At 67.6% G+C, this 20,571-nt stretch carries 20 protein-coding genes; 12 read left to right on the top strand and 8 right to left on the bottom strand.

All coding sequences use genetic code 11. The features are described from left to right. The first annotated feature begins 8 nt into the window (after nucleotides 1-8). The 4 genes from uvrD (at nucleotide 9) to E5790_RS10395 (ending at nucleotide 4,058) form a co-directional block, all read left to right on the top strand. Nucleotides 9-2,201 (top strand): DNA helicase II, encoded by a 2,193-nt coding sequence (uvrD, locus tag E5790_RS10380; protein ID WP_136191740.1) that lies wholly within the window; start codon nucleotides 9-11, stop codon nucleotides 2,199-2,201. Nucleotides 2,202-2,322: 121 nt separating this feature from the next. Further along, nucleotides 2,323-2,649 carry a low molecular weight protein tyrosine phosphatase family protein gene (locus E5790_RS10385; protein WP_032960648.1) on the top strand — a complete coding sequence of 109 codons (327 nt, stop codon included), beginning with the start codon at nucleotides 2,323-2,325 and terminating at the stop codon, nucleotides 2,647-2,649. A gap of 106 nt (nucleotides 2,650-2,755) precedes the next feature. Then, entirely contained in the window at nucleotides 2,756-3,310 is a 555-nt protein-coding gene (locus E5790_RS10390) for a hypothetical protein (protein ID WP_049442082.1), read from the top strand. 301 nt (nucleotides 3,311-3,611) lie between these two features. Further along, the gene (locus E5790_RS10395) at nucleotides 3,612-4,058 is read left to right on the top strand and encodes a universal stress protein (protein WP_005411629.1); all 447 of its coding nucleotides are present in this window, start codon (nucleotides 3,612-3,614) and stop codon (nucleotides 4,056-4,058) included. Nucleotides 4,059-4,228: 170 nt separating this feature from the next. Here E5790_RS10395 and E5790_RS10400 read toward each other — a convergent pair whose 3' ends face one another. Next, nucleotides 4,229-4,513, bottom strand: a complete 285-nt coding sequence (locus tag E5790_RS10400; RefSeq protein ID WP_111205376.1) for a DUF2782 domain-containing protein — start codon at nucleotides 4,511-4,513, stop codon at nucleotides 4,229-4,231. 97 nt (nucleotides 4,514-4,610) lie between these two features. On the opposite strand from E5790_RS10400, the gene polA reads away from it, so the two are divergent. Both polA and E5790_RS10410 read left to right on the top strand, forming a co-directional pair. After that, nucleotides 4,611-7,385 carry a DNA polymerase I gene (gene polA, locus E5790_RS10405; RefSeq protein WP_111205375.1) on the top strand — a complete coding sequence of 925 codons (2,775 nt, stop codon included), beginning with the start codon at nucleotides 4,611-4,613 and terminating at the stop codon, nucleotides 7,383-7,385. 391 nt (nucleotides 7,386-7,776) lie between these two features. Then, nucleotides 7,777-8,256 (top strand): YetF domain-containing protein, encoded by a 480-nt coding sequence (locus tag E5790_RS10410; RefSeq protein ID WP_014648862.1) that lies wholly within the window; start codon nucleotides 7,777-7,779, stop codon nucleotides 8,254-8,256. Between the two features lie 44 nt (nucleotides 8,257-8,300). Here E5790_RS10410 and E5790_RS10415 read toward each other — a convergent pair whose 3' ends face one another. The 7 genes from E5790_RS10415 to E5790_RS10445 form a co-directional block, all read right to left on the bottom strand. Continuing rightward, nucleotides 8,301-9,821 carry a hypothetical protein gene (locus tag E5790_RS10415; RefSeq protein WP_111205374.1) on the bottom strand — a complete coding sequence of 507 codons (1,521 nt, stop codon included), beginning with the start codon at nucleotides 9,819-9,821 and terminating at the stop codon, nucleotides 8,301-8,303. A 96-nt stretch (nucleotides 9,822-9,917) separates the two neighbouring features. After that, nucleotides 9,918-10,814: an oxygen-dependent coproporphyrinogen oxidase gene (hemF, locus tag E5790_RS10420; protein ID WP_014648860.1), complete on the bottom strand. Its 897-nt coding sequence runs from the start codon at nucleotides 10,812-10,814 to the stop codon at nucleotides 9,918-9,920. A gap of 53 nt (nucleotides 10,815-10,867) precedes the next feature. After that, nucleotides 10,868-12,481 (bottom strand): hypothetical protein, encoded by a 1,614-nt coding sequence (locus E5790_RS10425; protein WP_075075834.1) that lies wholly within the window; start codon nucleotides 12,479-12,481, stop codon nucleotides 10,868-10,870. A 37-nt stretch (nucleotides 12,482-12,518) separates the two neighbouring features. After that, a complete protein-coding gene (locus E5790_RS10430; protein ID WP_111205373.1) occupies nucleotides 12,519-13,631 on the bottom strand; it encodes a hypothetical protein in 1,113 nt (370 codons plus the stop codon). Nucleotides 13,632-13,665: 34 nt separating this feature from the next. Next, on the bottom strand, nucleotides 13,666-14,226 hold the full coding sequence (locus E5790_RS10435; RefSeq protein ID WP_111205372.1) for a hypothetical protein: 561 nt from the start codon (nucleotides 14,224-14,226) through the stop codon (nucleotides 13,666-13,668). 30 nt (nucleotides 14,227-14,256) lie between these two features. Next, nucleotides 14,257-14,676 (bottom strand): NUDIX domain-containing protein, encoded by a 420-nt coding sequence (locus E5790_RS10440; RefSeq protein ID WP_111205371.1) that lies wholly within the window; start codon nucleotides 14,674-14,676, stop codon nucleotides 14,257-14,259. Beyond that, nucleotides 14,673-17,042: a S9 family peptidase gene (locus E5790_RS10445; protein WP_111205370.1), complete on the bottom strand. Its 2,370-nt coding sequence runs from the start codon at nucleotides 17,040-17,042 to the stop codon at nucleotides 14,673-14,675. Before E5790_RS10445 ends, E5790_RS10440 begins: the two co-directional genes overlap by 4 nt. 161 nt (nucleotides 17,043-17,203) lie before the next feature. On the opposite strand from E5790_RS10445, the gene E5790_RS22075 reads away from it, so the two are divergent. The 6 genes from E5790_RS22075 to E5790_RS10470 all read left to right on the top strand — a co-directional run bounded on the left by E5790_RS22075 (nucleotide 17,204) and on the right by E5790_RS10470 (nucleotide 20,570). Next, complete coding sequence (locus tag E5790_RS22075; RefSeq protein ID WP_229653726.1) at nucleotides 17,204-17,419, top strand: hypothetical protein; 216 nt, start codon at nucleotides 17,204-17,206, stop codon at nucleotides 17,417-17,419. A 6-nt stretch (nucleotides 17,420-17,425) separates the two neighbouring features. Continuing rightward, on the top strand, nucleotides 17,426-17,656 hold the full coding sequence (locus E5790_RS22080) for a hypothetical protein (protein ID WP_229653725.1): 231 nt from the start codon (nucleotides 17,426-17,428) through the stop codon (nucleotides 17,654-17,656). A 70-nt stretch (nucleotides 17,657-17,726) separates the two neighbouring features. Continuing rightward, nucleotides 17,727-18,056, top strand: a complete 330-nt coding sequence (locus E5790_RS10455) for a hypothetical protein (protein ID WP_005414880.1) — start codon at nucleotides 17,727-17,729, stop codon at nucleotides 18,054-18,056. Between the two features lie 37 nt (nucleotides 18,057-18,093). Further along, a complete protein-coding gene (locus tag E5790_RS10460; protein ID WP_014648853.1) occupies nucleotides 18,094-18,747 on the top strand; it encodes a sigma-70 family RNA polymerase sigma factor in 654 nt (217 codons plus the stop codon). Then, a complete protein-coding gene (locus E5790_RS10465; RefSeq protein ID WP_014648852.1) occupies nucleotides 18,744-18,959 on the top strand; it encodes a hypothetical protein in 216 nt (71 codons plus the stop codon). The genes E5790_RS10460 and E5790_RS10465 overlap by 4 nt, the downstream gene beginning before the upstream one ends. 213 nt (nucleotides 18,960-19,172) lie before the next feature. After that, complete coding sequence (locus E5790_RS10470; RefSeq protein WP_111205369.1) at nucleotides 19,173-20,570, top strand: cytochrome ubiquinol oxidase subunit I; 1,398 nt, start codon at nucleotides 19,173-19,175, stop codon at nucleotides 20,568-20,570. Nucleotide 20,571: the final 1 nt, after the last annotated feature.

Consider the following 20,571-nt stretch of genomic DNA (forward strand, 5'->3'; position numbering starts at 1 on the left):
ATGGGGGCATGGATGTCTCCCACCTGCTTGATGGCCTGAACCCGGCCCAGCGCGAAGCCGTCTCCGCTCCCCCCGGCCACCACCTGGTGCTGGCCGGTGCCGGTTCCGGCAAGACCCGCGTACTCACCCACCGCATCGCCTGGCTGCATGAAGTCGACGGCGTGCCGACCCACGGCATTTTCGCGGTGACTTTCACCAACAAGGCGGCCGGCGAAATGCGCCACCGCATCGACGCACAGCTGCCCCATGGCAGCCGTGGCATGTGGATCGGTACCTTCCACGGCCTGGCCAACCGCCTGCTGCGCCTGCACTGGCAGGACGCGAAGCTGCCCGAAGGCTTCCAGGTGATGGATTCGGACGACCAGCTGCGGCTGGTCAAGCGCGTGGTGCAGGCGCTGGAGCTGGACGACGGCAAGTACCCGCCCAAGCAGATATCGTGGTGGATCAACGCGCAGAAGGACGAGGGCCGCCGCCCGCAGCACATCCAGCCCGAACCGCACGACGCGTGGCTGGAGACCATGCGCCAGGCCTACATCGAGTACCAGGCGCGCTGCGACCGCGCCGGCCTGGTCGACTTCGCCGAGCTGCTGCTGCGCGCGCACGAACTGCTGCGCGACAACCCGGCGCTGCTGTCGCACTACCGCGCCCGCTTCCGCGAGATCCTGGTGGACGAGTTCCAGGACACCAATGCCATCCAGTACGCCTTCGTGCGCGTGCTGGCCGGCGATTCCGGCCACGTGTTCGTGGTCGGCGACGACGACCAGGCCATCTACGGCTGGCGCGGTGCCAAGGTCGAGAACGTGCAGGGCTTCCTGCGCGATTTCCCGGGCGCGCAGACCATCCGCCTGGAGCAGAACTACCGCTCCACCGCCAACATCCTCGGCGCTGCCAACGCGGTGATCGCGCACAACCCGGATCGCATCGGCAAGCAGTTGTGGACCGACAGCGGTGACGGCGAGCCGATCGACCTGTACGCCGCGTACAACGAGATGGACGAGGCACGCTACATCGTCGAGCGTGCCCGCCAGTGGGTGCGCGACGGTGGCAGCTACACCGAAGTGGCCGTGCTCTACCGCAGCAACGCGCAGTCGCGCGCGCTGGAAGAAGCGCTGCTGAGCGAGCAGGTGCCGTACCGCGTGTATGGCGGCATGCGCTTCTTCGAGCGTGCCGAAATCAAGGACGCGCTGGCCTACCTGCGCCTGCTGTCCAACCGCAACGATGACGCCGCGTTCGAGCGCGCGGTCAACACGCCCACCCGGGGCATCGGCGACCGCACGCTGGACGAAGTGCGCCGCGAGGCACGCGCGCAGGGTATCTCGCTGTGGGAAGCAACGATGCTGGTCACCCAGGGCAACGCGCTGGCCGCACGCGCGCGCAATGCGCTGGCCGGCTTCCTGGGGCTGGTCAACGAGCTGCAGGCGCAGACCGTGCACATGACCCTGGCCGAGCGCGTGGACCACGTGCTGGCCCGCTCGCAGCTGCGCGAGCACTGGAGCAAGGAAAGCCGCAATGCGCTGGACTCGGAGTCGCGCACCGACAACCTCGACGAACTGGTCTCGGTGGCCTCGCGCTTCGTGCGCCGGGCCGACGACATCGAGGAAGTGGGCGAGGACATGGACGAGCTGGTCGCGTTCCTGGCCTATGCCGCGCTGGAGGCCGGTGAGGGCCAGGCGCAGGCAGGCGAAGAGGGCGTGCAGCTGATGACCCTGCACTCGGCCAAGGGCCTGGAATTCCCGCTGGTGTTCCTGGCCGGCCTGGAAGAAGGCCTGTTCCCCAGCGCACGCTCGCTGGAGGAAAGCGGGCGGCTGGAAGAAGAGCGCCGCCTGGCCTATGTCGGCATCACCCGCGCGCGCCAGAAGCTGGTGCTGAGCTATGCCGAATCGCGCCGCATCCACGGCCAGGACAACTACAGCCTGCCGTCACGCTTCCTGCGCGAGATTCCGCGCGAACTGCTGCACGAAGTGCGCCCGAAGGTGCAGGTCTCGCGCCCGGCTTCGATGGGCGCCAGCCGGGTGATGGGCCATGCCTCGATCGAGGCGCCGCCGGTCAAGCTCGGTGCGCTGGTTACCCATCCCAAGTTCGGCGAAGGCATGGTGACCGACTACGAAGGCAGCGGCGCGCACGCCCGCGTGCAGGTCGAGTTTGCTGATGCCGGCAGCAAGTGGCTGGTGATGGCCTACGCCAACCTGACGGTGATCTGATCGCCGTCGAGGGGTCGGATCCCTCCCGCAGGGAGGGCTCTGACCCCATCGCGGAATGCACGTGGTTGGGGCCGGAGCCTTTTCCGTTGGAAAAGGGCTCTGCCCCCATTAGGCTGCGCTCATGACCCGCAATGTGCTCTTCCTCTGCAGCCAGAACCGCCTGCGCAGCCCGACGGCCGAGCAGGTATTCGCCGATTGGCCGGGCATCGAGACCGCCTCGGCCGGGCTGCTGGCCGACGCCGAGGAAGTGCTCAGCCCCGAGCTGCTGCAGTGGGCCGATATCGTGTTCGTGATGGAGCGCGCCCACCGCAATCGGCTGTCCAGCCGCTACAAGGCCTGGTTGAACGGCAAGCGGGTGATCTGCCTGGATATTCCGGATGACTACGAGTACATGGACCCGGTGCTGGTGGAACTGCTGAAGCGCAAGGTCACGCCGTTCCTGCGTTGACAGGCTGTTGTAGAGCCGAGCCCATGCTCGGCTGCTTTTCCGGCCAGAAGCAGCCGAGCATGGGCTCGGCTCTACAATAGGTGGCACTTCTTCCAGGAACGCCCCCATGACCGAACCCACGCTGCACGTCACCGTGAAGTTGAACGCCCGGCTGCAGCCGGAGCACCGCCACGAACTGTTCGAGGATCCGCTCGACGCGCTGCTGCAGGCGGCCCAGGTGGGCGAGCTGACCGGCGGCGGCACCGCGATGTCCGACCTGGGTGAGGTCGAATACGGCGATATCGAAGTGGCACTGGTCGATGCCGCGGGCGTGCCGAAGCTGATCGACCTGCTGGAGCAGCTGGGTGCACCGAAGGGTTCGCAGATACAGGGCGCAGGCGAGGCCGATCGCAGCTTCGGCGTGACCGAAGGCCTGGGCATCTACCTGGATGGCCTGAACCTGCCGGACGAGGTCTACGAGCAGTGCGATTCCAACCACGTGTTCGAGCAGCTGTCCGGGAACATCGACGGCCTGGGCGAGATCTGCAGCTGGTGGCAGGGCCCGACCGAGACCGCGCTGTACATGTACGGCCAATCGTTCGAGGCGATGCGCGATGCGATTGACGAGTTCGTGGCCAGCTACCCGCTGTGCCAGAACGCGCGCATCGTGCAGATCGCCTGAGCGACATTGTTGTAGAGCCGAAGGTAGCGGCAGGAGCCGCTGCCAACGTCGCTTGCGACGGCCCGAAGGGTGCCGGTCAGGACGACCGGCATAGCCCATGTTCGGCTGCTCTTCCCGCCAGAAGCAGCCGAGCACGGGCTCGGCTCTACAGAAGAGGGCGGGCCGAGCCTGTCCCCCGGACCACGTGACGGTGCGCACACGCCGCTGCGCGGCGCCGGATTGATCCTGCTCAAGGCGCCGCCTGCACATACGGTGTGCAATGGTGTCGTTCCCATCTGGCAGACCGCCACGGAGCCCCACCATGTACAAGCGCATCCTGATTGCCACTGACGGGTCCGAACTGGCCGACAAGGGCCTGGCCAAGGGCTTGGAGCTGGCCAAGGACCTTAACGCCGAGGTCGATATCGTCACTGTTTCCGAGCCGTGGGCCGTCGGCATGTACGACGCCATGGGCTGGAGCGTGGGCTACATGAACAGCCCCGAATACAAGGCCGACCGCGAGGAAGGCGCGCAGAAGGTGCTGCAGCCGGCGCTGGCCAAGGCCGCCGAGCAGGGCATCACCGCCAACCCGGTACACGTGCTGGACCGCTATGCGGCCGACGGCATCATCGAGACCGCCGGTGAGCGCAACAGCGACCTGATCGTGATGACCTCGCACGGCCGCCGCGGCGTGACCCGTGTACTGCTGGGCAGCCAGACCGCCGAAGTGCTGGCACGCAGCACGCTGCCGGTGCTGGTCATCCGCTGATCCATACCCGCTGATTCAAGCGTTCCCGGGGAGGGGACCCGACGCCGGCCGCAGGATGCGCGCCGGCGTTGTTTTTTTGTGGGGGGATCGGGGCCGTGCCGGTGGCTTCGAGGGGGTCAGAGCCCTTTCCTGTGGAAAGGGATCCGACCCCGGTCACAACCCCGGTCACCTCACCAGCTGTACAGCTTCCAGTAGACCGGCGACACGCCGTCCCTGTCGTTGTCCATGCGGCCGTCGCCGTTCTTGTCGTACATGTAGAACGGGGCACCGCGCGACGGGGTCACCTTGACCATGCGCAGCTGGCCGGACACGCGGTATTCCTCGATGGTGTCACCGTTGTCCATGGTGCGCTTGGATACATCCGCGCCCTTGACGTCCACCGGGGGAGCGCCCGCGCCACCCATGCTGGCGCAGCCAGCGAGCAGGAGCAGGGAAGCCAGCATCAGGGTCTTCATCGGCGGGGCCTTTGCCTGGAAAGAGCCCTGATTATGCCCCATCGCGGTGTACGGGCCGTGTCGCCGCGGTGCAGGCACGGGCGCGTAGAATCGGCACATGAGCAGATTAGTCCTGATCGACGGGTCCAGTTACCTGTACCGCGCGTTCCACGCGCTGCCGCCCCTGTCCAATGCACAGGGTGAACCCACCGGCGCGCTGTTCGGCGTGGTCAACATGCTGCGTTCGACGCTGAAGGAGCGCCCGGCCTACGTCGCGTTCGTGGTCGACGCGCCGGGCAAGACCTTCCGTGACGACCTGTACGACCAGTACAAGGCCAACCGCCCGCCGATGCCCGATGAGCTGCGCAGCCAGGTCGAGCCGATGTGCCGCATCGTCGAAGCGCTGGGCATCAGCATCCTGCGCATCCCCGGCGTGGAGGCCGACGATGTGATCGGCACGCTGGCCCTTCAGGGCCTGGCGCAGGACCTGAAGGTGACCATTTCCACCGGCGACAAGGACTTCGCCCAGCTGGTGCGCCCGGGCATCGAGCTGGTCAACACCATGACCGGCAGCCGCATGGATTCGGATGCGGCGGTGATGGAGAAGTTCGGCGTGCGCGCCGACCAGATCATCGACCTGCTGGCGCTGATGGGCGACGCGGTCGACAACGTGCCGGGCGTGGAGAAGTGCGGGCCGAAGACCGCCGCCAAGTGGCTGGCCGAGTACCAGCACCTGGACGGCGTGATGGCGGCCGCGCCGGCCATGAAGGGCAAGATCGGCGAGAACCTGCGCGCCGCGCTGGAGCGGCTGCCGCTGAACCGCGAGCTGGTGACCATCCGTACCGACGTGCAGCTGGACGCCAGCCCGACCACGCTGGCCCTGCGCGAGCAGGATGTGCCGGCGCTGACCGAGCTGTATACGCGCTATGGCTTCACCCAGGCGCTGAAGGAGCTGGGCGCGCCGGTGCCGGCACCGGTGGCCGCCAGCGAGGCGACCCCGAGCCTGCGTGGCACCGCCGCTGGCTTCGCCCGTGGCAGCGTCGAGGCGCCCGCCGCTGGCACGCTGGATCCGGCACTGTCCGCGCCGGGTGAGTACGAGACCGTGCTGACCGCCGAGCAGCTGCAGGCCTGGGTCGAACGCCTGCAGCAGGCCGAACTGATCAGCTTCGATACCGAGACCGATGCGCTGGACGCGATGCGCGCGCGCCTGGTGGGCATCAGCCTGGCCGTCGAGCCGGGCAGGGCGGCGTACATTCCGGTCGGCCACGATTACCCGGGTGCGCCGGCCCAGCTGCCCATGCAGCAGGTGCTGGACGCACTGCGCCCGGCGCTGCAGGACCCGGCGAAGAAGAAGCTGGGCCAGCATGGCAAGTACGACCTGCATGTGCTGCGCCGCCACGGCGTGGCGGTGCAGGGCTACCACGACGACACCATGCTCGAGAGCTTCGTGCTCAATTCCACCGCCACCCGCCACGACATGGATTCGCTGGCGCTGCGTTACCTGGGCTACAGCACCATCAAGTTCGAGGACGTGGCCGGCAAGGGCGCCAAGCAGATCCCGTTCTCGCAGGTGGGCATCGACGAAGCCAGCCGCTACGCCGCCGAGGACGCCGACATCACCCTGCGCCTGCACCACGCATTGCAGCCGCAGCTGCTGGCCGAGCCGGCGCTGGACAGCGTGTACCGCAACATCGAGATGCCGCTGGTGCCGGTGCTGGCCAGCATTGAAGCCAATGGCGTGCGGATCGACACCGACGAACTGCGCCGGCAGAGCCAGGACCTGTCCTCGCGCATGCTGGCCGCGCAGCAGAAGGCCACCGAGCTGGCCGGGCGCAGCTTCAACCTGGATTCGCCCAAGCAGCTGCAGGCGGTGCTGTTCGACGAGCTGAAGCTGCCGGCGGTGGTGAAGACCCCGAAGGGCCAGCCCAGCACCAATGAAGAGGCGCTGGAGGCGATTGCCGACCAGCATGAGCTGCCGCGGGTCATCCTGGACTACCGTGGGTTGGCCAAGCTGCGCAGCACCTACACCGACAAGCTGCCGGAGATGGTCAACCCGGACACCGGCCGGGTGCATACCAGCTACCACCAGTCCGGTGCCGCCACCGGCCGCCTGTCCTCGTCGGACCCGAACCTGCAGAACATCCCGATCCGCACCGAGGACGGCCGCCGCATCCGCCGCGCGTTCATCGCCCCGGAAGGCTTCCAGCTGCTGGCGGCCGACTATTCGCAGATCGAACTGCGGATCATGGCCCACCTGTCCGAGGACCCGGGCCTGGTGCGTGCCTTCGAGCAGGGCGCCGACGTACACCGTGCCACCGCCGCCGAGGTGTTCGGGCGCACGCTGGAGGAGGTGACCCCGAACGAGCGCCGCGCCGCCAAGGCCATCAACTTCGGCCTGATGTACGGCATGAGCGCCTTCGGCCTGGCCCGCAACCTGGGCATCGACCGTGGCCAGGCGCAGGACTACGTGGCGCTGTACTTCAGCCGCTACCCGGGCGTGCGCGACTTCATGGAGCGGATGCGCCAGCAGGCCCGTGACCAGGGCTACGTGGAAACCCTGTTCGGCCGTCGCCTGTACCTGAACGACATCCACGCCCGCAACCAGGGCCTGCGTGCCGGTGCTGAACGCGCGGCGATCAACGCGCCGATGCAGGGCACTGCCGCCGACATCATCAAGCGCGCGATGGTGGATGTGGACCAGTGGCTGCGTGACAGCGGGGCGCCGGCACGGATGATCCTGCAGGTGCACGATGAACTGGTGTTCGAAACCGAAAGCAGTTTCGTCGAGGACCTGCGTTTGCAGGTGGTGGAGCGCATGTCGCAAGCGGCCAAACTGCGGGTGCCACTGGTGGTCGACACGGGCGTCGGCAACAACTGGGACGAAGCGCACTGACGGTGTTTCAGGCCGAAAACGACGTGAATTTGTTCATGAGTCGGGTGTTTCTGACTCGACCATGAATGTTGCCCCTATTGAAATTCATTAAATGGGGCCCCTTCACGAACCGTTAGTGTTCGAAGTGCTTCTATAACTCCCGACAGGCGCAACGCCTGTTGTGGATCTCTCCCATCCCCTGGAGCAGATCTCGGAACGGGGACTCCTCCCCAAGTGCCCGTTCCCCGGCCCCGTTGACCTCCCCCTGGTCAGCGGGGCTTTTTATTTGCGCCAACGGAACACACACTGGGGGTCAGATCCCTTCACACTGGGGGTCAGATCCCTTTGCCCGCCGGGCAAAGGGATCTGACCCCAGGTGCTAGGCTGGGCCACCGTTCCGCAGGGGAAGACCATGCCCGACCTGTTCGCCCTGGCCATGCCGTGGTGGGAATTCATCCTGCGCGCGGTGGTGGTCTATGTCGTGGTGCTGGGCATGGTCCGGCTGGGCGGCAAGCGGGCTCTGGGGCAGATCACGCCTTTCGACGTGCTGCTGATCGTGCTGCTGGGCAACGCGGTGCAGAACGCGCTGCTGGGCACCGACACCTCGCTGGGCGGTGGCCTGCTGCTGGCGGCCACCCTGATCGTGCTGAACTACGGGGTGGGCTGGTTGACCACCCGGAATCGGCGCATGGAGCGGATGATCGAAGGAGAGCCCACCGTGATCGCGCGTGATGGCCGGCTGTTGGAGGGCGTTCTCCGCCGCGAACTGATCAGCCGGGCCGATTTCGATGCCGCGCTGCGCCAACAGGGCGGCCTGCGGATCGAGGACGTGCAGATCGCCCTGCTGGAGACGACCGGGCACATCACGATCATCGCGCGGAAGAGCACCTGACCTCGTAGCGCCGGGCCCATGCCCGGCTCAACAGGTGCCTGGCCTCAGGGAGCGGCTTCAGCCTTCAGCGCCGGCCAGTTGCGCGTCGCGTCCACATCGCAGGCGACGTGGGTGCCCTTGCCGTCCTTCGCGCAGATCGCAGCCATGGCCTGCGGAATCTTCGGATCCGCGGTATGCGCATACACCGCCGCCATTGCCAGGCAACCTTCGCGCACACCCGCGCTGCACAGCGTCTGGAAGTAGGACAGCGATGCGGCCCATTGTTCGTTTTTGAACAGTGCCTCGCCGGCAACCTTGCAGCCCAGCAGCTTGCCATCGGTGCAGCAGGCCTTGGCGCCGTCCTTGCGGTCCAGGGTCGGGCAGTCCAGCGGCAGGGGGATCTCCACGAAGGCCACCGGCGGTGCGCAGCTGGCATTGCCTGAGCCCGGCTTGCGCTCGTAGTAGGCGAAGCGGTTGCCGCCGTCGACGCTGGCCAGGTTTCCGTTCTTCAGCGGCTGCAGTACGAAGTCGCTGCCGACGTCGCGATGGATGAGGATGCGCCCGTCCTGCAGGCTCGCGCGCAGGCGCTGGTCGCGGCCCCCGGCTTCCACTAGGCCACCATCGAGGAAGCGCAGCTGCGAGAGCACGCCGTACTCCGCTTCATAGCTCCCACAGGGCAGCGCGGAAGCCGGCACCGGGGCCAGTGCGGCGGCCGGTACCGAGGCCAGTCGGGCAAGCGCCTCGGCGCGGCCGCAGGCCACGCCCTCCGCGCGCTGGGCGCACGACAGCTGCAGCGCGTCATGGGCCTGCAACAGGCGCCCACCACTCCACAGCGCCTCGGCAACGTCGGCGCAGAACGCCTCGCCGTGCTGCTGCCGGCACAGTGCGGCCAGTTCATCGAGCTGCGCGGACGGCAAGACAGGGTCGTTCGAATGCTGCAGGCCGAGCACGGCCTTGCCCATCATCTCGGCGCCGACCACCTCGGCGATCGCCCTGCAGCCCTCGGCATTGAACGACGCCGAATCCTCCTTGCAGATCTCCGGCATCGGCGGCTCGGAACGTGCAGGCGCCGGCGCTGCGTCCTTGGCCTGCCGCTGGTAGGTCTCCAGCAGCTGCATGCAGGCCGCGCCCACGCCTTCGGCGCACCAGGCATGCAGCTTCAGCGGTTCGGCTTCCGGCAACGCCTCCAGGCACTCGGAGGTGTTCATTACGCAGCCGCCCTCGATGGGCTCCGGCATCGTCTTGCAGACGGCGGTGTGCTCGCGGGTGAATTCGCGATAGGGGGTGCTGATCGTGCGATCGTTGTCCGAGAAGTACCAGTTTTCCAGGCGGCCGGTGGACAGGTTGCCGGTGCCGAGCACGTCCTCCTGGCGGGCGATGCGCAGCTGCTCGGTGGCTTGGTAGGGGCCGGACAGGAAACCATGGCCTTCACTTTCGATGGTCAGCGTGGTGTTGCCGTCGACGTCCTTGTAGGTGCCGCAGGCCATCGATTGCGCGGCGGCCGGCAGGCTGGCCGAGGCCAATGCAAGCAACAGCAGGGAGCGCCAGCCCGCGGCGCGGGGGCGGAAGGGAACAGCAGCAGGCATGGGGTCATCCTTGAAGGAGGCAGTGCAGGGCCTGTCCGGCGCGGGGCGCACCACAGGCGTAAGAAGGCGCCACGGATCAGGCGTGGCGCCGGACGATCAGAGCCAGTCGCGTGGCACCAGGTAGTCGGCCAGGCGCGCCTCGGCGCTGCCCGCTTCCGGGGTGAAGCCGTACTCCCAGCGCACCCGCGGCGGCAGGCTCATCAGGATGCTTTCGCTGCGGCCACCGCTCTGCAGCCCGAACAGGGTGCCGCGGTCGTAGACCAGGTTGAACTCCACGTAGCGGCCGCGGCGGTACAGCTGGAACTCGCGTTCGCGCTCGCCATATGCGGCGTCCTTGCGCTGCTGCACGATCGGCAGGTAGGCGTCGAGGAAGCCATCACCGACCGCACGCAGATAAGCGAAATCGCGCTCGAAATCGCCGTGCAGGTCATCGAAGAACAGGCCGCCGACGCCGCGCGTTTCATTGCGATGGCGCAGGAAGAAGTATTCATCGCACCAGCGCTTGTGCGCGGCATAGCGCTCGTCGCCGAACGGTGTGCACAGGTCGCGGGCGACCTGGTGCCAATGCTGCACGTCCTCGTCGAACGGGTAGAACGGAGTCAGGTCGAAGCCGCCGCCGAACCAGCTGGCCACCACTTCGCCGTCGCGCTGCGCCTGGAAGAAGCGCACGTTGGCATGGGTGGTCGGCACGTAGGGATTGAGCGGGTGGAACACCAGCGACACGCCGGTGGCGCGCCAGGAGGCGCCGGCCAGTTCCGGGCGGTTGGCCGAGGCCGACGGCGGCAGGCGGCTGCCGGCCACGTCGGAGAAGCCGATGCCGGCCTGCTCGAACACCGCGCCGTCGCGCAGCACGCGGGTACGCCCGCCACCGCCCTCGGCCCGCTGCCACAGGTCTTCCTGGAAGCGGGCCTGGCCATCGACGGCCTCGATCGCCGCACAGATGCGGTCCTGCAGGTCGGTGAGGTAGGTGCGCACGCGCTCGAATTCGTTCATGGCGCTACTTTACCGCAGGGCCCGCCCGAAGCTGCGGGCAGGCCTTGGCCGGCTCATCGCTTGCGGTTGGAAGCGCGCGGCGCCGGAGTGTCCTCGGCCGTCGCTTCGTCCACCGCCTCCTGCAGGACACGGCCCAGCTCCAGGGCGCTCCAGTTTCCGGTGTCCAGCACGTCGCAGGCGACGTGGCGGCCGCTGCGGTCGGCGGCACACAGCCGCTCCAGCGTCGCATGGGCGTCGATGTCGCTGCTGCGGCCCTGCGCTGCGACCAGGTTTTCGCAGCCCTCGCGCACGCCGGCACGGCACACGGTGGTGTAGTGCTCTGCCGCCTGCCGCCACTGGCCGGACAGCGCAAGACGGTTGCCAAGAATGTTGCAGCCCTGCAGCTTACCCTGCGCGCAGCAGGCTTCGGCACCGCCGCTGGCCAGCGCCTGCGGGCAGTCCTGAGGCAGCGGCAGCACCGTGTAGTGTTTCGGCGGGCTGCAGGTGCTCGCGCCCTCGCCGGTCGGCACGAACACCTGGAAGCGTGTCCACGTGTCCAGGCCCAGCAGCTGGCCCCCGGGCAACGGCCGCAGCACGAAGTCGCCGCCCTTGTCGTGGCGGATGCGGATGTCGCCGTCTTCGACACGAGCACGCAGTTGGCTGTCCCAGCCGATGCCGACCCGTCCTGCATCGCCGAAGTCCAGCGTATCCATCAGGCCACCCGCGGCGCGGAAGGTGCCGCAGGGCAGCGCCGTAGCCGGCTGAGGCCGCAACGAGGCGCCCAGCGCCTGCAATGCAGGCAGGCGCTCGCAGGCGGCGCTTTCCTTACCGGGCGCGCACGCTGTGGTCAGTGCCTGCACCGCCTGCAAGGGGTCGCCGGATTCCCACGAGAGCTCGGCCACGCGGCTGCAGAAGCCGCCATGGCCGACCTGCTGGCACAACTGCAACAGCTGCTGGCGCTGCGCGGCCGGCACCACCACCGGCGTGGAGGGTGACAGCACGGAGCTCACGGCTTCGACCATCGCCGCACCCATCGCGGCCTTGACGATCTGATCCTGCAGCGCCGGATCCGCTTCCAGCGCCGCTGCACAGGCCGGTGTCTCGTTGCTGAAGCCGCCATTCCGGCACGGCACAGGCAGTTCGATGCCGGCCAGTGCGGTATCGAGGATGGCCTGTTGCTGCGCCTCATCCGGCGTGGCCGGCGCCCTGGCCTCGTCATGCCAGCGATCGGCCAGCTGCAGGCACATGCCGGGCACGCCTTCCCGGCACCCTGCTTCCAGCGCGGCCGGGGGCGCTTCACGGCGGTTGTCCAGGCACGCCGCCGCATCGGCCAGGCAGCTGCCTTCAGCCGGCCTGGCTGCGGCGGCGCACTGTGCGGGGGCCTGGAGGATGTAGACCGTGCCATCCACCTCGACCGTGCGGCCACGATCGCGCACCTGCAACGCGCTGGGCAGGCCGTACTCCAGGTTCACCAGTTGCAGCTTTCCGTCGATCTGCTGGAACGCGACCGGAGACGGCGCACTGCCGAAGTGCTTCTGCTCGCCGCGGTTCGGTGAGCTGATGCGCAGCGTGCCGCTGCCTTCGTCGGCCTTGAACAGGCCGCATTGCGGTGACTGTGCGGCGGCCATCGGCGCGGCCAGCAGCAGCGCCCAGACCAGCCAGCGGCGGCGCGGTGCGGGTGAATGCATGTCGTCTCCTTGACGATCGAACGGGAAACTCCAGGCGCTACGGCGAATCACGGCCCTCGCGCGGGGGCGTGCATTGTGCCGTGCCGGGCACCGGCTGGTAGCGCTGGTAACCGGTCTGCGTATCCATGCCAAGCAGGTCGCCGTTGCCCAGCTGGCGCAGGACAAGGGTTTCGCCGTCCTGCTGAAGGTGGATGGCGCCGTCTTCCAGTCGGCCGCGCGTGCCATCGCCGAAGTCGAGCCTGTCGATCGCGCCGCCATCGGCCTGATAGCGGCCACAGGGCACTTGCTGGAGAGGCACGAGGCGTAGATCGGTGCCGAGTTCACGCAATGGCGCACTACGTTCGCAGGCATTGGCGCGCCCCGCATCGCAGATGACCTGCAGCGCCTGCACGGCCAGCGCGGGTTCCAGCGCGATCAACTGCTGCTCGGCAACCTCGGTGCAGAAGCGACCACCACGGTGTTGCAGGCACAGCTGCTGCAGACGATCACGTGCAGCGCCCGGAAGCGGCGAATCCAGCGCGTCTTCGTCTACCTGTTGCAGACGTTCGCCCAATTGCTGCATGGCGGCAGCCAGCGCATCACTGGTTTGCGTCTCGCAGGCCTCCGGATCATGCCCAGGTGTGGGTTCGCGGCAGATGCCCGGGCGCTCGAAGCGGGCCGGGCCGGTGTCATTGGCTACTGCTGCGCTGTTCTCGCGCAGTTGTCGCAGCAGCGTCGAGCAGCCTGCGCCAACGCCTTCATTGCACGCGCGCAGGGCCTGGCCGGGTGAGGCCGTGGGCAGCTGCGCGATGCAGTGGCTGCCGGCGGCGCGACAGCTGCCGTCCATCACGCTGGGTTCGATGGCGCAGGCGCGGGAGTGGCTCAGCGTGTAGGTCACCACGTCGTCCTCGATGCGGTGCCCATCGGCGCTGATCCGGATCGGTTGCGCCACGCCATCGTCGAGCATGACCAACCGGGTCTGCGCCGCACTGCGATCGACCCATAGTGGCTCCCGTTCACGGATGTCGTTGTGGCGGTAGCCGCTGCTGGGGGTGGTGAACACGAGCGCCGTGCCGCCATCGGCGCTGCGGTATTCGCCACACTGCAACGCGTCGGCGCTGGCAGGCAGCGCGGCGAACAGCAGTGCGGGAAGAAGCATCAGCAAGCGCATGCGACAGTCCTTGTCGAACGGGGATCGGTAGAACTCAGTGGAAGCGCGAGCGCACATCCGGCCGCAGCAGGCGCCAGGCCAGCCAGCCCTGCAGGCCGAGAAGCACGAACGACATGCCGACCACGGTCAGCGTGATCAGCCAGCGTTTCAGCTGCAGCTCCTGCAGCAGGGCCGGGTCATTGGCCAGCAGCGGAATGAAGTCGCCCATGAACAGGTCCAGCCACCAGGCGGCCGCGAAGTTGGTCAGGCCACTCAGCAGCAGCAGTACCACGAAGCTCCACAGGCCCCAGCGCCGTTCGCGCAGCAGGCCCCAGCTGGATACGGTCGAGGCCAGGCACAACAGCGCGACGACCATCGATGCGGCTACCGGGTGCGCCAGCAGCCAGATCAGGCTGTGCAGCTGCTGGTGCTGCACTTCGCTTTCCACCAGGCGCCACAGCGCGAGGTTGTGCAACGGCCACAGCACCAGTCCCTGCAGCACGAAGTAGATCGTCAGCACCAGTGACAGCCAGAACGAGGCCTGTGCGACAGGACGCACCCAGGCGTGATAGGCCGGGGGAGGCAGCGAGGGGATCGACGGGATCGACATTGACATCCGATGTCCTTGCAGTCGGCGCCCGCCTGCTCAGCGGGCCGTCACCCGGGTGGCGACCGCCGGCAGGATATGGTGTTCGCTCAAGGGTGCCAAGGGCAGGCCATGCGGTGGTTGCAGCGGCACCCAGGCCAGTTCGGCAATTTCGGCGCACGCCTGTGGCGTACCGTCCACCTGCACCCACCAGGCCTGGGCCTGCACGCGGTGGCCGGGCTCGTTCACCGCCCAGTCCTCGAAGGTGCCCAGCGCGATGGCGGTCTCGGCGCGCAGCTGCACGCCCAGTTCCTCGTGCAGTTCGCGGGCCAGCGCCAGCAGCGGTGCTTCGCCGGGTTCGGGCTTGCCACCGGGCTGGATGAAGCGGCGGGCACCGTGCTTGCGCACCAGCAGCGCCCGGCCGCGGTCATCCAGGATGACCGCGGCCACGATCCGGATCGTGGCCGCGGCGTTGCTCACTTCAGGTTCTGCTCGAACAGCTTGAGGATGCGCTTGTACTGGTCCAGCCAGGAATCGGCACGCACGTAGCCGTGGCGTTCCAGCGGGTACGGTGCGATCGACCAGTTGTCCTTGTGCAGTTCGATCAGGCGCTGGGTCAGGTTCACCGAGTCCTGGAAGAACACGTTGTCATCCATCATGCCGTGGGCGATCAGCAGGTTGTCCTGCAGGTTCTGCGCGTACTCGATCGGCGAGGACACGCGGTACGCCTCCGGATCGATGTCCGGGGTGTTGAGGATGTTGCTGGTGTAGCCGTGGTTGTAGTTGTGCCAGTCGACCACCGGGCGCAGCGCGGCGCCGGCCTTGAACGTGCCCGGTGCACGGAACAGCGCCATGAAGGTCATGAAGCCGCCGTAGGAGCCGCCGTAGATGCCGGCGTGGTCACGGTCGCCCTGCTGGGTGTCGACCAGCCAGTCCAGGCCATCCTTGTAGTCTTCAAGTTCCGGGTGGCCCATGTTGCGGTAGATGGCCGTGCGCCAGTCGCGGCCGTAGCCCTCGCTGCCGCGGTAATCCATGTCCAGCACGATGTAGCCCTTCTGCACCAGCAGGTTGTGGAACATCTGCTCGCGGAAGTAGGCCGGGTAGCGCTGGTGCACGTTCTGCAGGTAGCCGGCGCCGTGCACGAACATCACGATCGGGTACTTCTTCCCCGGTTCCTTGTTTTCCGGCTCGTAGTACTTGGCCCAGACCACGCCCGCACCGTGCCTGGACGGTACCGCGACCAGCTTCGGCTGGATCCACTGGCGTGCCTTGTAGTCGGCGGTGCGGGTGTCGGTCAGCACGCGTGCCTGGCCGCCGGTGCTGGGCAGCACCGCCAGCTGCGGCGGCAGGTAGGCACCGGAGTAACGCACCAGCAGCTGCTGGCCATCCGGCGACAGCGAGAAGTCTTCCACGCCATTGAGGCTGGTCAGCTCGCGTACCTGGCGGTTGCCGGTGTCGACCGCGCAGACTTCGTAGTCATGCGGCGCCTGCTGGTTGCACAGGAAATAGAAGCCCTTGCCATCAGCCGACGGCACCGGTGCCGAGGTTTCCCACTTGCCGCTGGTCAGCGCCTGCGGCTTGGCGGTGCCGGCCTGGGTGTACAGGTGCGAGAAGCCCGATTCCTCGGACAGCAGCCACAGCGTGCGGCCATCGGCCATCCAGCCGAAATCGTTGAAGCCCCAGTTGATCCAGGCGTTGTCGGTCAGGCGGTGGCGGTTCTGCACGCGACCGTCGGCGGCATTGACGCTGATGATCCAGCGGTCCTTGTTGTCGTTGGCACGCAGCATCACCGCGGCCTGCTGGCCGTCGGCGCTCCAGCGGATGCCGCCGCCCATGAAGTCGCTCATCACCTGCACGCTGCGCTCGCCCTTCAGCGCATCCTTGCCGGCCTTGCGGCGCAGTTCGGCCAGCGGGTCGGTGCTGATGCCCGGCAGGCTGGCCAGCGAGAGCTTTTCGGCCTTGCCGGTGCGCACGTCCACGTACCACAGGGTGTGTGGCTCGAAGCCGTTGCGGCCGACGCGGGTGCGGGTGTCCTCGGTTTCCTCGTAGCCCGACTCGGTCACGTACAGCGGCATCTTGCTGGTGCGGCCGTCGTCGAAGTCCTTCGGCTTGGTCACCACGATCAGGTGGGTCAGGTCCGGCGACAGCACGCTGTCACCGATCTCGACGTCGGCGCCCAGGTACACCGGGCCCGGTGCGCGGGTCGGGTCGGCCTGGCGCCAGCGCTGGTCCTGGTCCTTCAATGCCTCGCGCTGGTCGCGGTCGCGGCGCAGGGTTTCCAGCGTGCGCAGCTGCTGGTCGCGCAGCACGTCGGCCTTCGGCGGCGTGCGCGGGTCCTTCTCGGCCTTCAGGCTGGCCACCTGCTGCACGCCGCTGGCGGCGGTCCAGTGGAACCAGTTCTGGCCGACGCGCCAGATCACGCCGTTGTCGGCGGCAAAGTTCACGTTGCCCGCGCGCTCGTTGCTGCGGGTGAGCTGGGTCAGCGCGCCGCTGCGCAGGTCGCGCACGAACACATCGCCATTGCGCACGAAGGCGCTGCGGCTGCGGCTGCGGTCGTAGACCGGCTCGGCCACGTCCAGGGTGCCGCGCTGGTCATCGGCCACCTGCGCGGCCACGCCACCGGCCACCGGCTGGCGGAAGGTATCGCGTACCGGGCTGCCGTTGCGCTTGAGCTGGTACTCCACCTGCTGGCTGTTCCACGACCACCAGGCCTTCTCGACCGGCGGACCGATCCAGTCCGGGTCGGCCATGGCCTGTTCGATGGTGATCGGCGTCGGCGCGGCATGCGCAGCCGGTGCGGCCAGCACGGCCGACAGCAGGAGGGACAGGGGCAGCACTCGGGACATGGGCGGACGGCACCAGTAGAGGAAACCGGGCAAGCGTAGCAGCCGCACGGGCCCGGGGCAGGGGCCACAGGTCATGGCAGCGGAATCGGCAAAATGGCCCCCTCCAGGTCGCTGCGACGGCGTGTGCGGCATGATGGCCATTCCGTTCGGATGGAACCGATATGTACTGCTACGACTACAGGATCTCGCTGCGCGTGCAGCACCCAACAGAGGCCGGCGCCGGGATTGCCGCCCGGTTGGATCTGGAACCGGCGTTTTCCCGAGACGTCGGAACCGGATACCGGGATCGCGACGGCAGCCTGATCAGCGGGCATGCGGAGACCCGCGTGGTGTTCGTACTGGAGAGGGGCAAGGACGACTGGCTGATGGATGCCTAGCCGGCGTTGGTCGATCTCCTGCGGGCACGCGCCGATGTGATCGGGGAACTGCTGCAGGAGGGGGCTTCGATCGGCGTGCGTGTCGGCATCTTTGGAAAGACCGCATGGGCGGGTTTTGTGCTGGATCAGCAGTTGCTGCGACTGTTGGCGGACCTGCAGCTGGGTTTCCAGGTGGAGACCTATTTCCCGGACCCGGCGGACACGCCCGGCGCCAGCGACGAGGTGGCAGGCAGCTAGTGCAACCGGTTGCCGTGGTCGCGCATCCATTCTCCTGAACCCGCATCATCCATCGAACAGGAGCCCGACCATGCAGGAACTGATCCCGATCACCCTCTTCATCTGCATCGCCTACGCGATCCATGCCATTGCCGATGCGCGCGCGCGCAGCAAGCTGGTGGCCCCGCACGTGCCGGAGGAAGTGATCCGCTCGCTGGCCGTGCTGGAAGAAGAGCGGCGCCGCCAGGGGGCGTTGCGCTGGGGCATCAGCCTGGTCTGCCTGGCCCTGGCCATGGCCCTGCTGGAGGCCATCGGTGCGCGTGACCTGACCTTCGGTGCCGCTGCCGCGCTGGTCGGCAGTGCCGGCCTGGGCCAGCTGCTGGCCTGGCACTTCACCCGTCCTGCCGCACGCAAGGGCTGAGCCGGCGCATGCCACGGGCACAGGGGGCGCCCCGCGCATGAGCCTGCTCGGCGAAGCGCTGTCGGCACTGCGGGGCCGTCGCCGCGAGGATACGGCGGCGACGGCGGCTCCCGCCAAAGCGCTGGACGCGGACCAGGCCCTGGTGCGGGCCATCATCGATGGCTCGCAGTCGGCCTTCGCGCAACTGGTTGAAGCCCACCAGCGCACCTGCGCGCATGTGATCGGACGCATGGTGGGCGACCGCGACCAGGTGGCTGACCTGCTGCAGGAAACCTTCCTGGCCGTGTTCCGCCAGCTGCACCGGTTCCGCTTTGAATCTTCGTTGCGTACCTGGGTTTCGCGGGTGGCCTACACCACTGCACTACAGCACCTGCGCCGGCGGCGGCTGGAGGCGCAATGGATGGTGGCGGTGGAGGTGCCGGAGGAACTGGGGATCGGCGATGAAGGCCCCGGGCCCGCCGAGTTGAGCGAGGCGCTGCAGGCCGGGCGCCAGCTCGGCGCGGCACTGGAACGGCTGAGCGCGCCGCAGCGCCTGATCGTCGGCCTGCATTACCTGGAGGATTTCGATCTGGCCGAGATCGAGCAGGTGACCGGACTGGCACGCGGTACCATCAAGAGCCACCTGCACCGCGCGCGCCAGGTCCTGAAGCAGGAACTGACGCGGCATGCCACTGCCGGAGAGCTGCTGTGAACCCACCCACCGATCCTCGCGATGCGGAAGCGCGCGTGCTGGCACAGGCGTTGCGCGAGCAGGCGCAGCAGGAAGCAACGCCGGATGTGAGCGAGGCGCTGCAGAAGCGCATTGCCGCTGAGTCGCGCGACGGTGGCGTGGGCTATGTGGTGGTGCAGGTGCTGTTGTTTGGCGCGCTGCTGGCTGCAGCGGCCTGGTATTTCTGGCTCTGAGGCGCCCTCCGGGCGGTGGGCCGTTCCAGTCGCCGTTGGTAGATGCCGACCTGGGTCGGCGTTTGGGCGTGTGTGCCAACCAAGGCTGGCAGCTACCAGAACGGTTGACCCCTGCGACAAAGTGAAGCAGCGCGTCACCCGGTCGCATCCCACCTTAACGAAATCCTCCTAAAGTGGTCCGGTATCCCACCGGTCGCAGGCAGGAGGCGTCCCTTGGACGCGTTGTTGTTGTCCCGGATCCAGTTCGGATTCGTCATCAGTTTCCACGTGCTGTTCCCGGCCTTCACCATCGGCACGGCCAGCTGGCTGGCCTTCATCGAATGGCGCTGGCTGCGCACGAAGTTGCCCGTGTGGCGCGAGCTGTATTTCTTCTGGCAGAAGATCTTCGCGGTGTCGTTCGGCATGGGCGTGGTCAGCGGCATCGTCATGGCCTTCCAGTTCGGCACCAACTGGCCGCGGCTGAGCGAGGTGGCCGGTACGGTCATCGGCCCGCTGCTGACCTACGAGGTGCTGACCGCGTTCTTCCTGGAAGCCAGCTTCCTCGGCGTGATGATGTTCGGCTGGGGCCGGGTCTCGCCGCGCCTGCATTTCCTGTCCACCTGCATGGTGGCGCTGGGCACGTTGTTCTCCACGTTCTGGATCCTGTCGTCCAACAGCTGGCTGCATACGCCTGCCGGCTACGAGATGGTCAACGGCATCGTGCATCCGGTGGACTGGTGGCAGGTGGTGTTCAACCCCTCGTTCCCGTACCGCCTGGCGCACATGGCGCTGGGCTCGTTCATCACCACCTGTTTCGTGATTGGTGGCGTCGGTGCGTGGTACCTGCGCAGGGGCACGCACGTGGAAGCGGGCCGGCGCATGCTGATCGCGGCGGTGGCGTTCGCCGCACTGACCGTGCCGGTGCAGATCTTCGTCGGCGACATGCATGGCCTGAACACGCTCAAGCACCAGCCGATGAAGATCGCGGCGATGGAAGCGCACTGGCATGAAACCAAAGAAGGCGAGGGCGTGCCGCTGGTGGTGTTCGCGCTGCCGAACGAGAAGGAAGAGCGCAACGATTTCGAAGTGGCCATTCCGAAGCTGGGCAGCGTGATCCTTACCCACAGCCTGGACGGCACCTTCGATCCGCTCACCTCGGTACCGGCCAGCGAACGGCCGCCGGTGACGCCGGTGTTCTTCGCCTTCCGCATCATGGTCGGGCTGGGCACGCTGATGCTGCTGCTGGCCTGGGTGTCGGCCTTCCAGCTGTGGCGGAACAAGCTGCTGGATTCGCCGTGGCTGCTGCGCGGCTGGAACTGGATGCTGCCCAGCGGTTTCATCGCGCTGCTGTCGGGTTGGTTCGTTACCGAGATGGGGCGCCAGCCGTGGGTGGTGTATGGCGTACTGCGCACCGCTGATGCGGTGGGCCCGCAGAGTGCGTGGATGACCGCGCTGTCGCTGGGCGTCTATGTGGTTGGCTATGCCTTCGTGTTCGGCTGGGGCATCTGGTACCTGGTGAAGATCCTGCGCCACGGGCCGCAGCCGTACGCCGAGGGGCCGTCGCTGGACCATGGCAGCCATACGCCGGCACGCCCGCTGTCGGCGGCCGACGAACCCCTGGAGGACCGCTGAC

Source organism: Stenotrophomonas sp. PAMC25021 (assembly GCF_004795795.1).
Lineage (GTDB): Bacteria > Pseudomonadota > Gammaproteobacteria > Xanthomonadales > Xanthomonadaceae > Stenotrophomonas > Stenotrophomonas muris.

What these genes read in the sequence shown, in the direction of transcription:
- E5790_RS10385 (WP_032960648.1), top strand. Translation starts at nt 2,323, where the DNA reads ATGACCCGCAATGTGCTCTTCCTCTGCAGCCAGAACCGCCTGCGCAGC.
- E5790_RS10410 (WP_014648862.1), top strand. Translation starts at nt 7,777, where the DNA reads ATGCCCGACCTGTTCGCCCTGGCCATGCCGTGGTGGGAATTCATCCTG.
- uvrD (WP_136191740.1), top strand. Translation starts at nt 9, where the DNA reads ATGGATGTCTCCCACCTGCTTGATGGCCTGAACCCGGCCCAGCGCGAA.
- E5790_RS10400 (WP_111205376.1), bottom strand. Translation starts at nt 4,513, where the DNA reads ATGAAGACCCTGATGCTGGCTTCCCTGCTCCTGCTCGCTGGCTGCGCC.
- E5790_RS10395 (WP_005411629.1), top strand. Translation starts at nt 3,612, where the DNA reads ATGTACAAGCGCATCCTGATTGCCACTGACGGGTCCGAACTGGCCGAC.
- hemF (WP_014648860.1), bottom strand. Translation starts at nt 10,814, where the DNA reads ATGAACGAATTCGAGCGCGTGCGCACCTACCTCACCGACCTGCAGGAC.
- E5790_RS10435 (WP_111205372.1), bottom strand. Translation starts at nt 14,226, where the DNA reads ATGTCAATGTCGATCCCGTCGATCCCCTCGCTGCCTCCCCCGGCCTAT.
- E5790_RS10430 (WP_111205373.1), bottom strand. Translation starts at nt 13,631, where the DNA reads ATGCGCTTGCTGATGCTTCTTCCCGCACTGCTGTTCGCCGCGCTGCCT.
- E5790_RS22075 (WP_229653726.1), top strand. Translation starts at nt 17,204, where the DNA reads ATGTACTGCTACGACTACAGGATCTCGCTGCGCGTGCAGCACCCAACA.
- E5790_RS10445 (WP_111205370.1), bottom strand. Translation starts at nt 17,042, where the DNA reads ATGTCCCGAGTGCTGCCCCTGTCCCTCCTGCTGTCGGCCGTGCTGGCC.
- E5790_RS10415 (WP_111205374.1), bottom strand. Translation starts at nt 9,821, where the DNA reads ATGCCTGCTGCTGTTCCCTTCCGCCCCCGCGCCGCGGGCTGGCGCTCC.
- E5790_RS10455 (WP_005414880.1), top strand. Translation starts at nt 17,727, where the DNA reads ATGCAGGAACTGATCCCGATCACCCTCTTCATCTGCATCGCCTACGCG.
- polA (WP_111205375.1), top strand. Translation starts at nt 4,611, where the DNA reads ATGAGCAGATTAGTCCTGATCGACGGGTCCAGTTACCTGTACCGCGCG.
- E5790_RS10425 (WP_075075834.1), bottom strand. Translation starts at nt 12,481, where the DNA reads ATGCATTCACCCGCACCGCGCCGCCGCTGGCTGGTCTGGGCGCTGCTG.
- E5790_RS10390 (WP_049442082.1), top strand. Translation starts at nt 2,756, where the DNA reads ATGACCGAACCCACGCTGCACGTCACCGTGAAGTTGAACGCCCGGCTG.
- E5790_RS10460 (WP_014648853.1), top strand. Translation starts at nt 18,094, where the DNA reads ATGAGCCTGCTCGGCGAAGCGCTGTCGGCACTGCGGGGCCGTCGCCGC.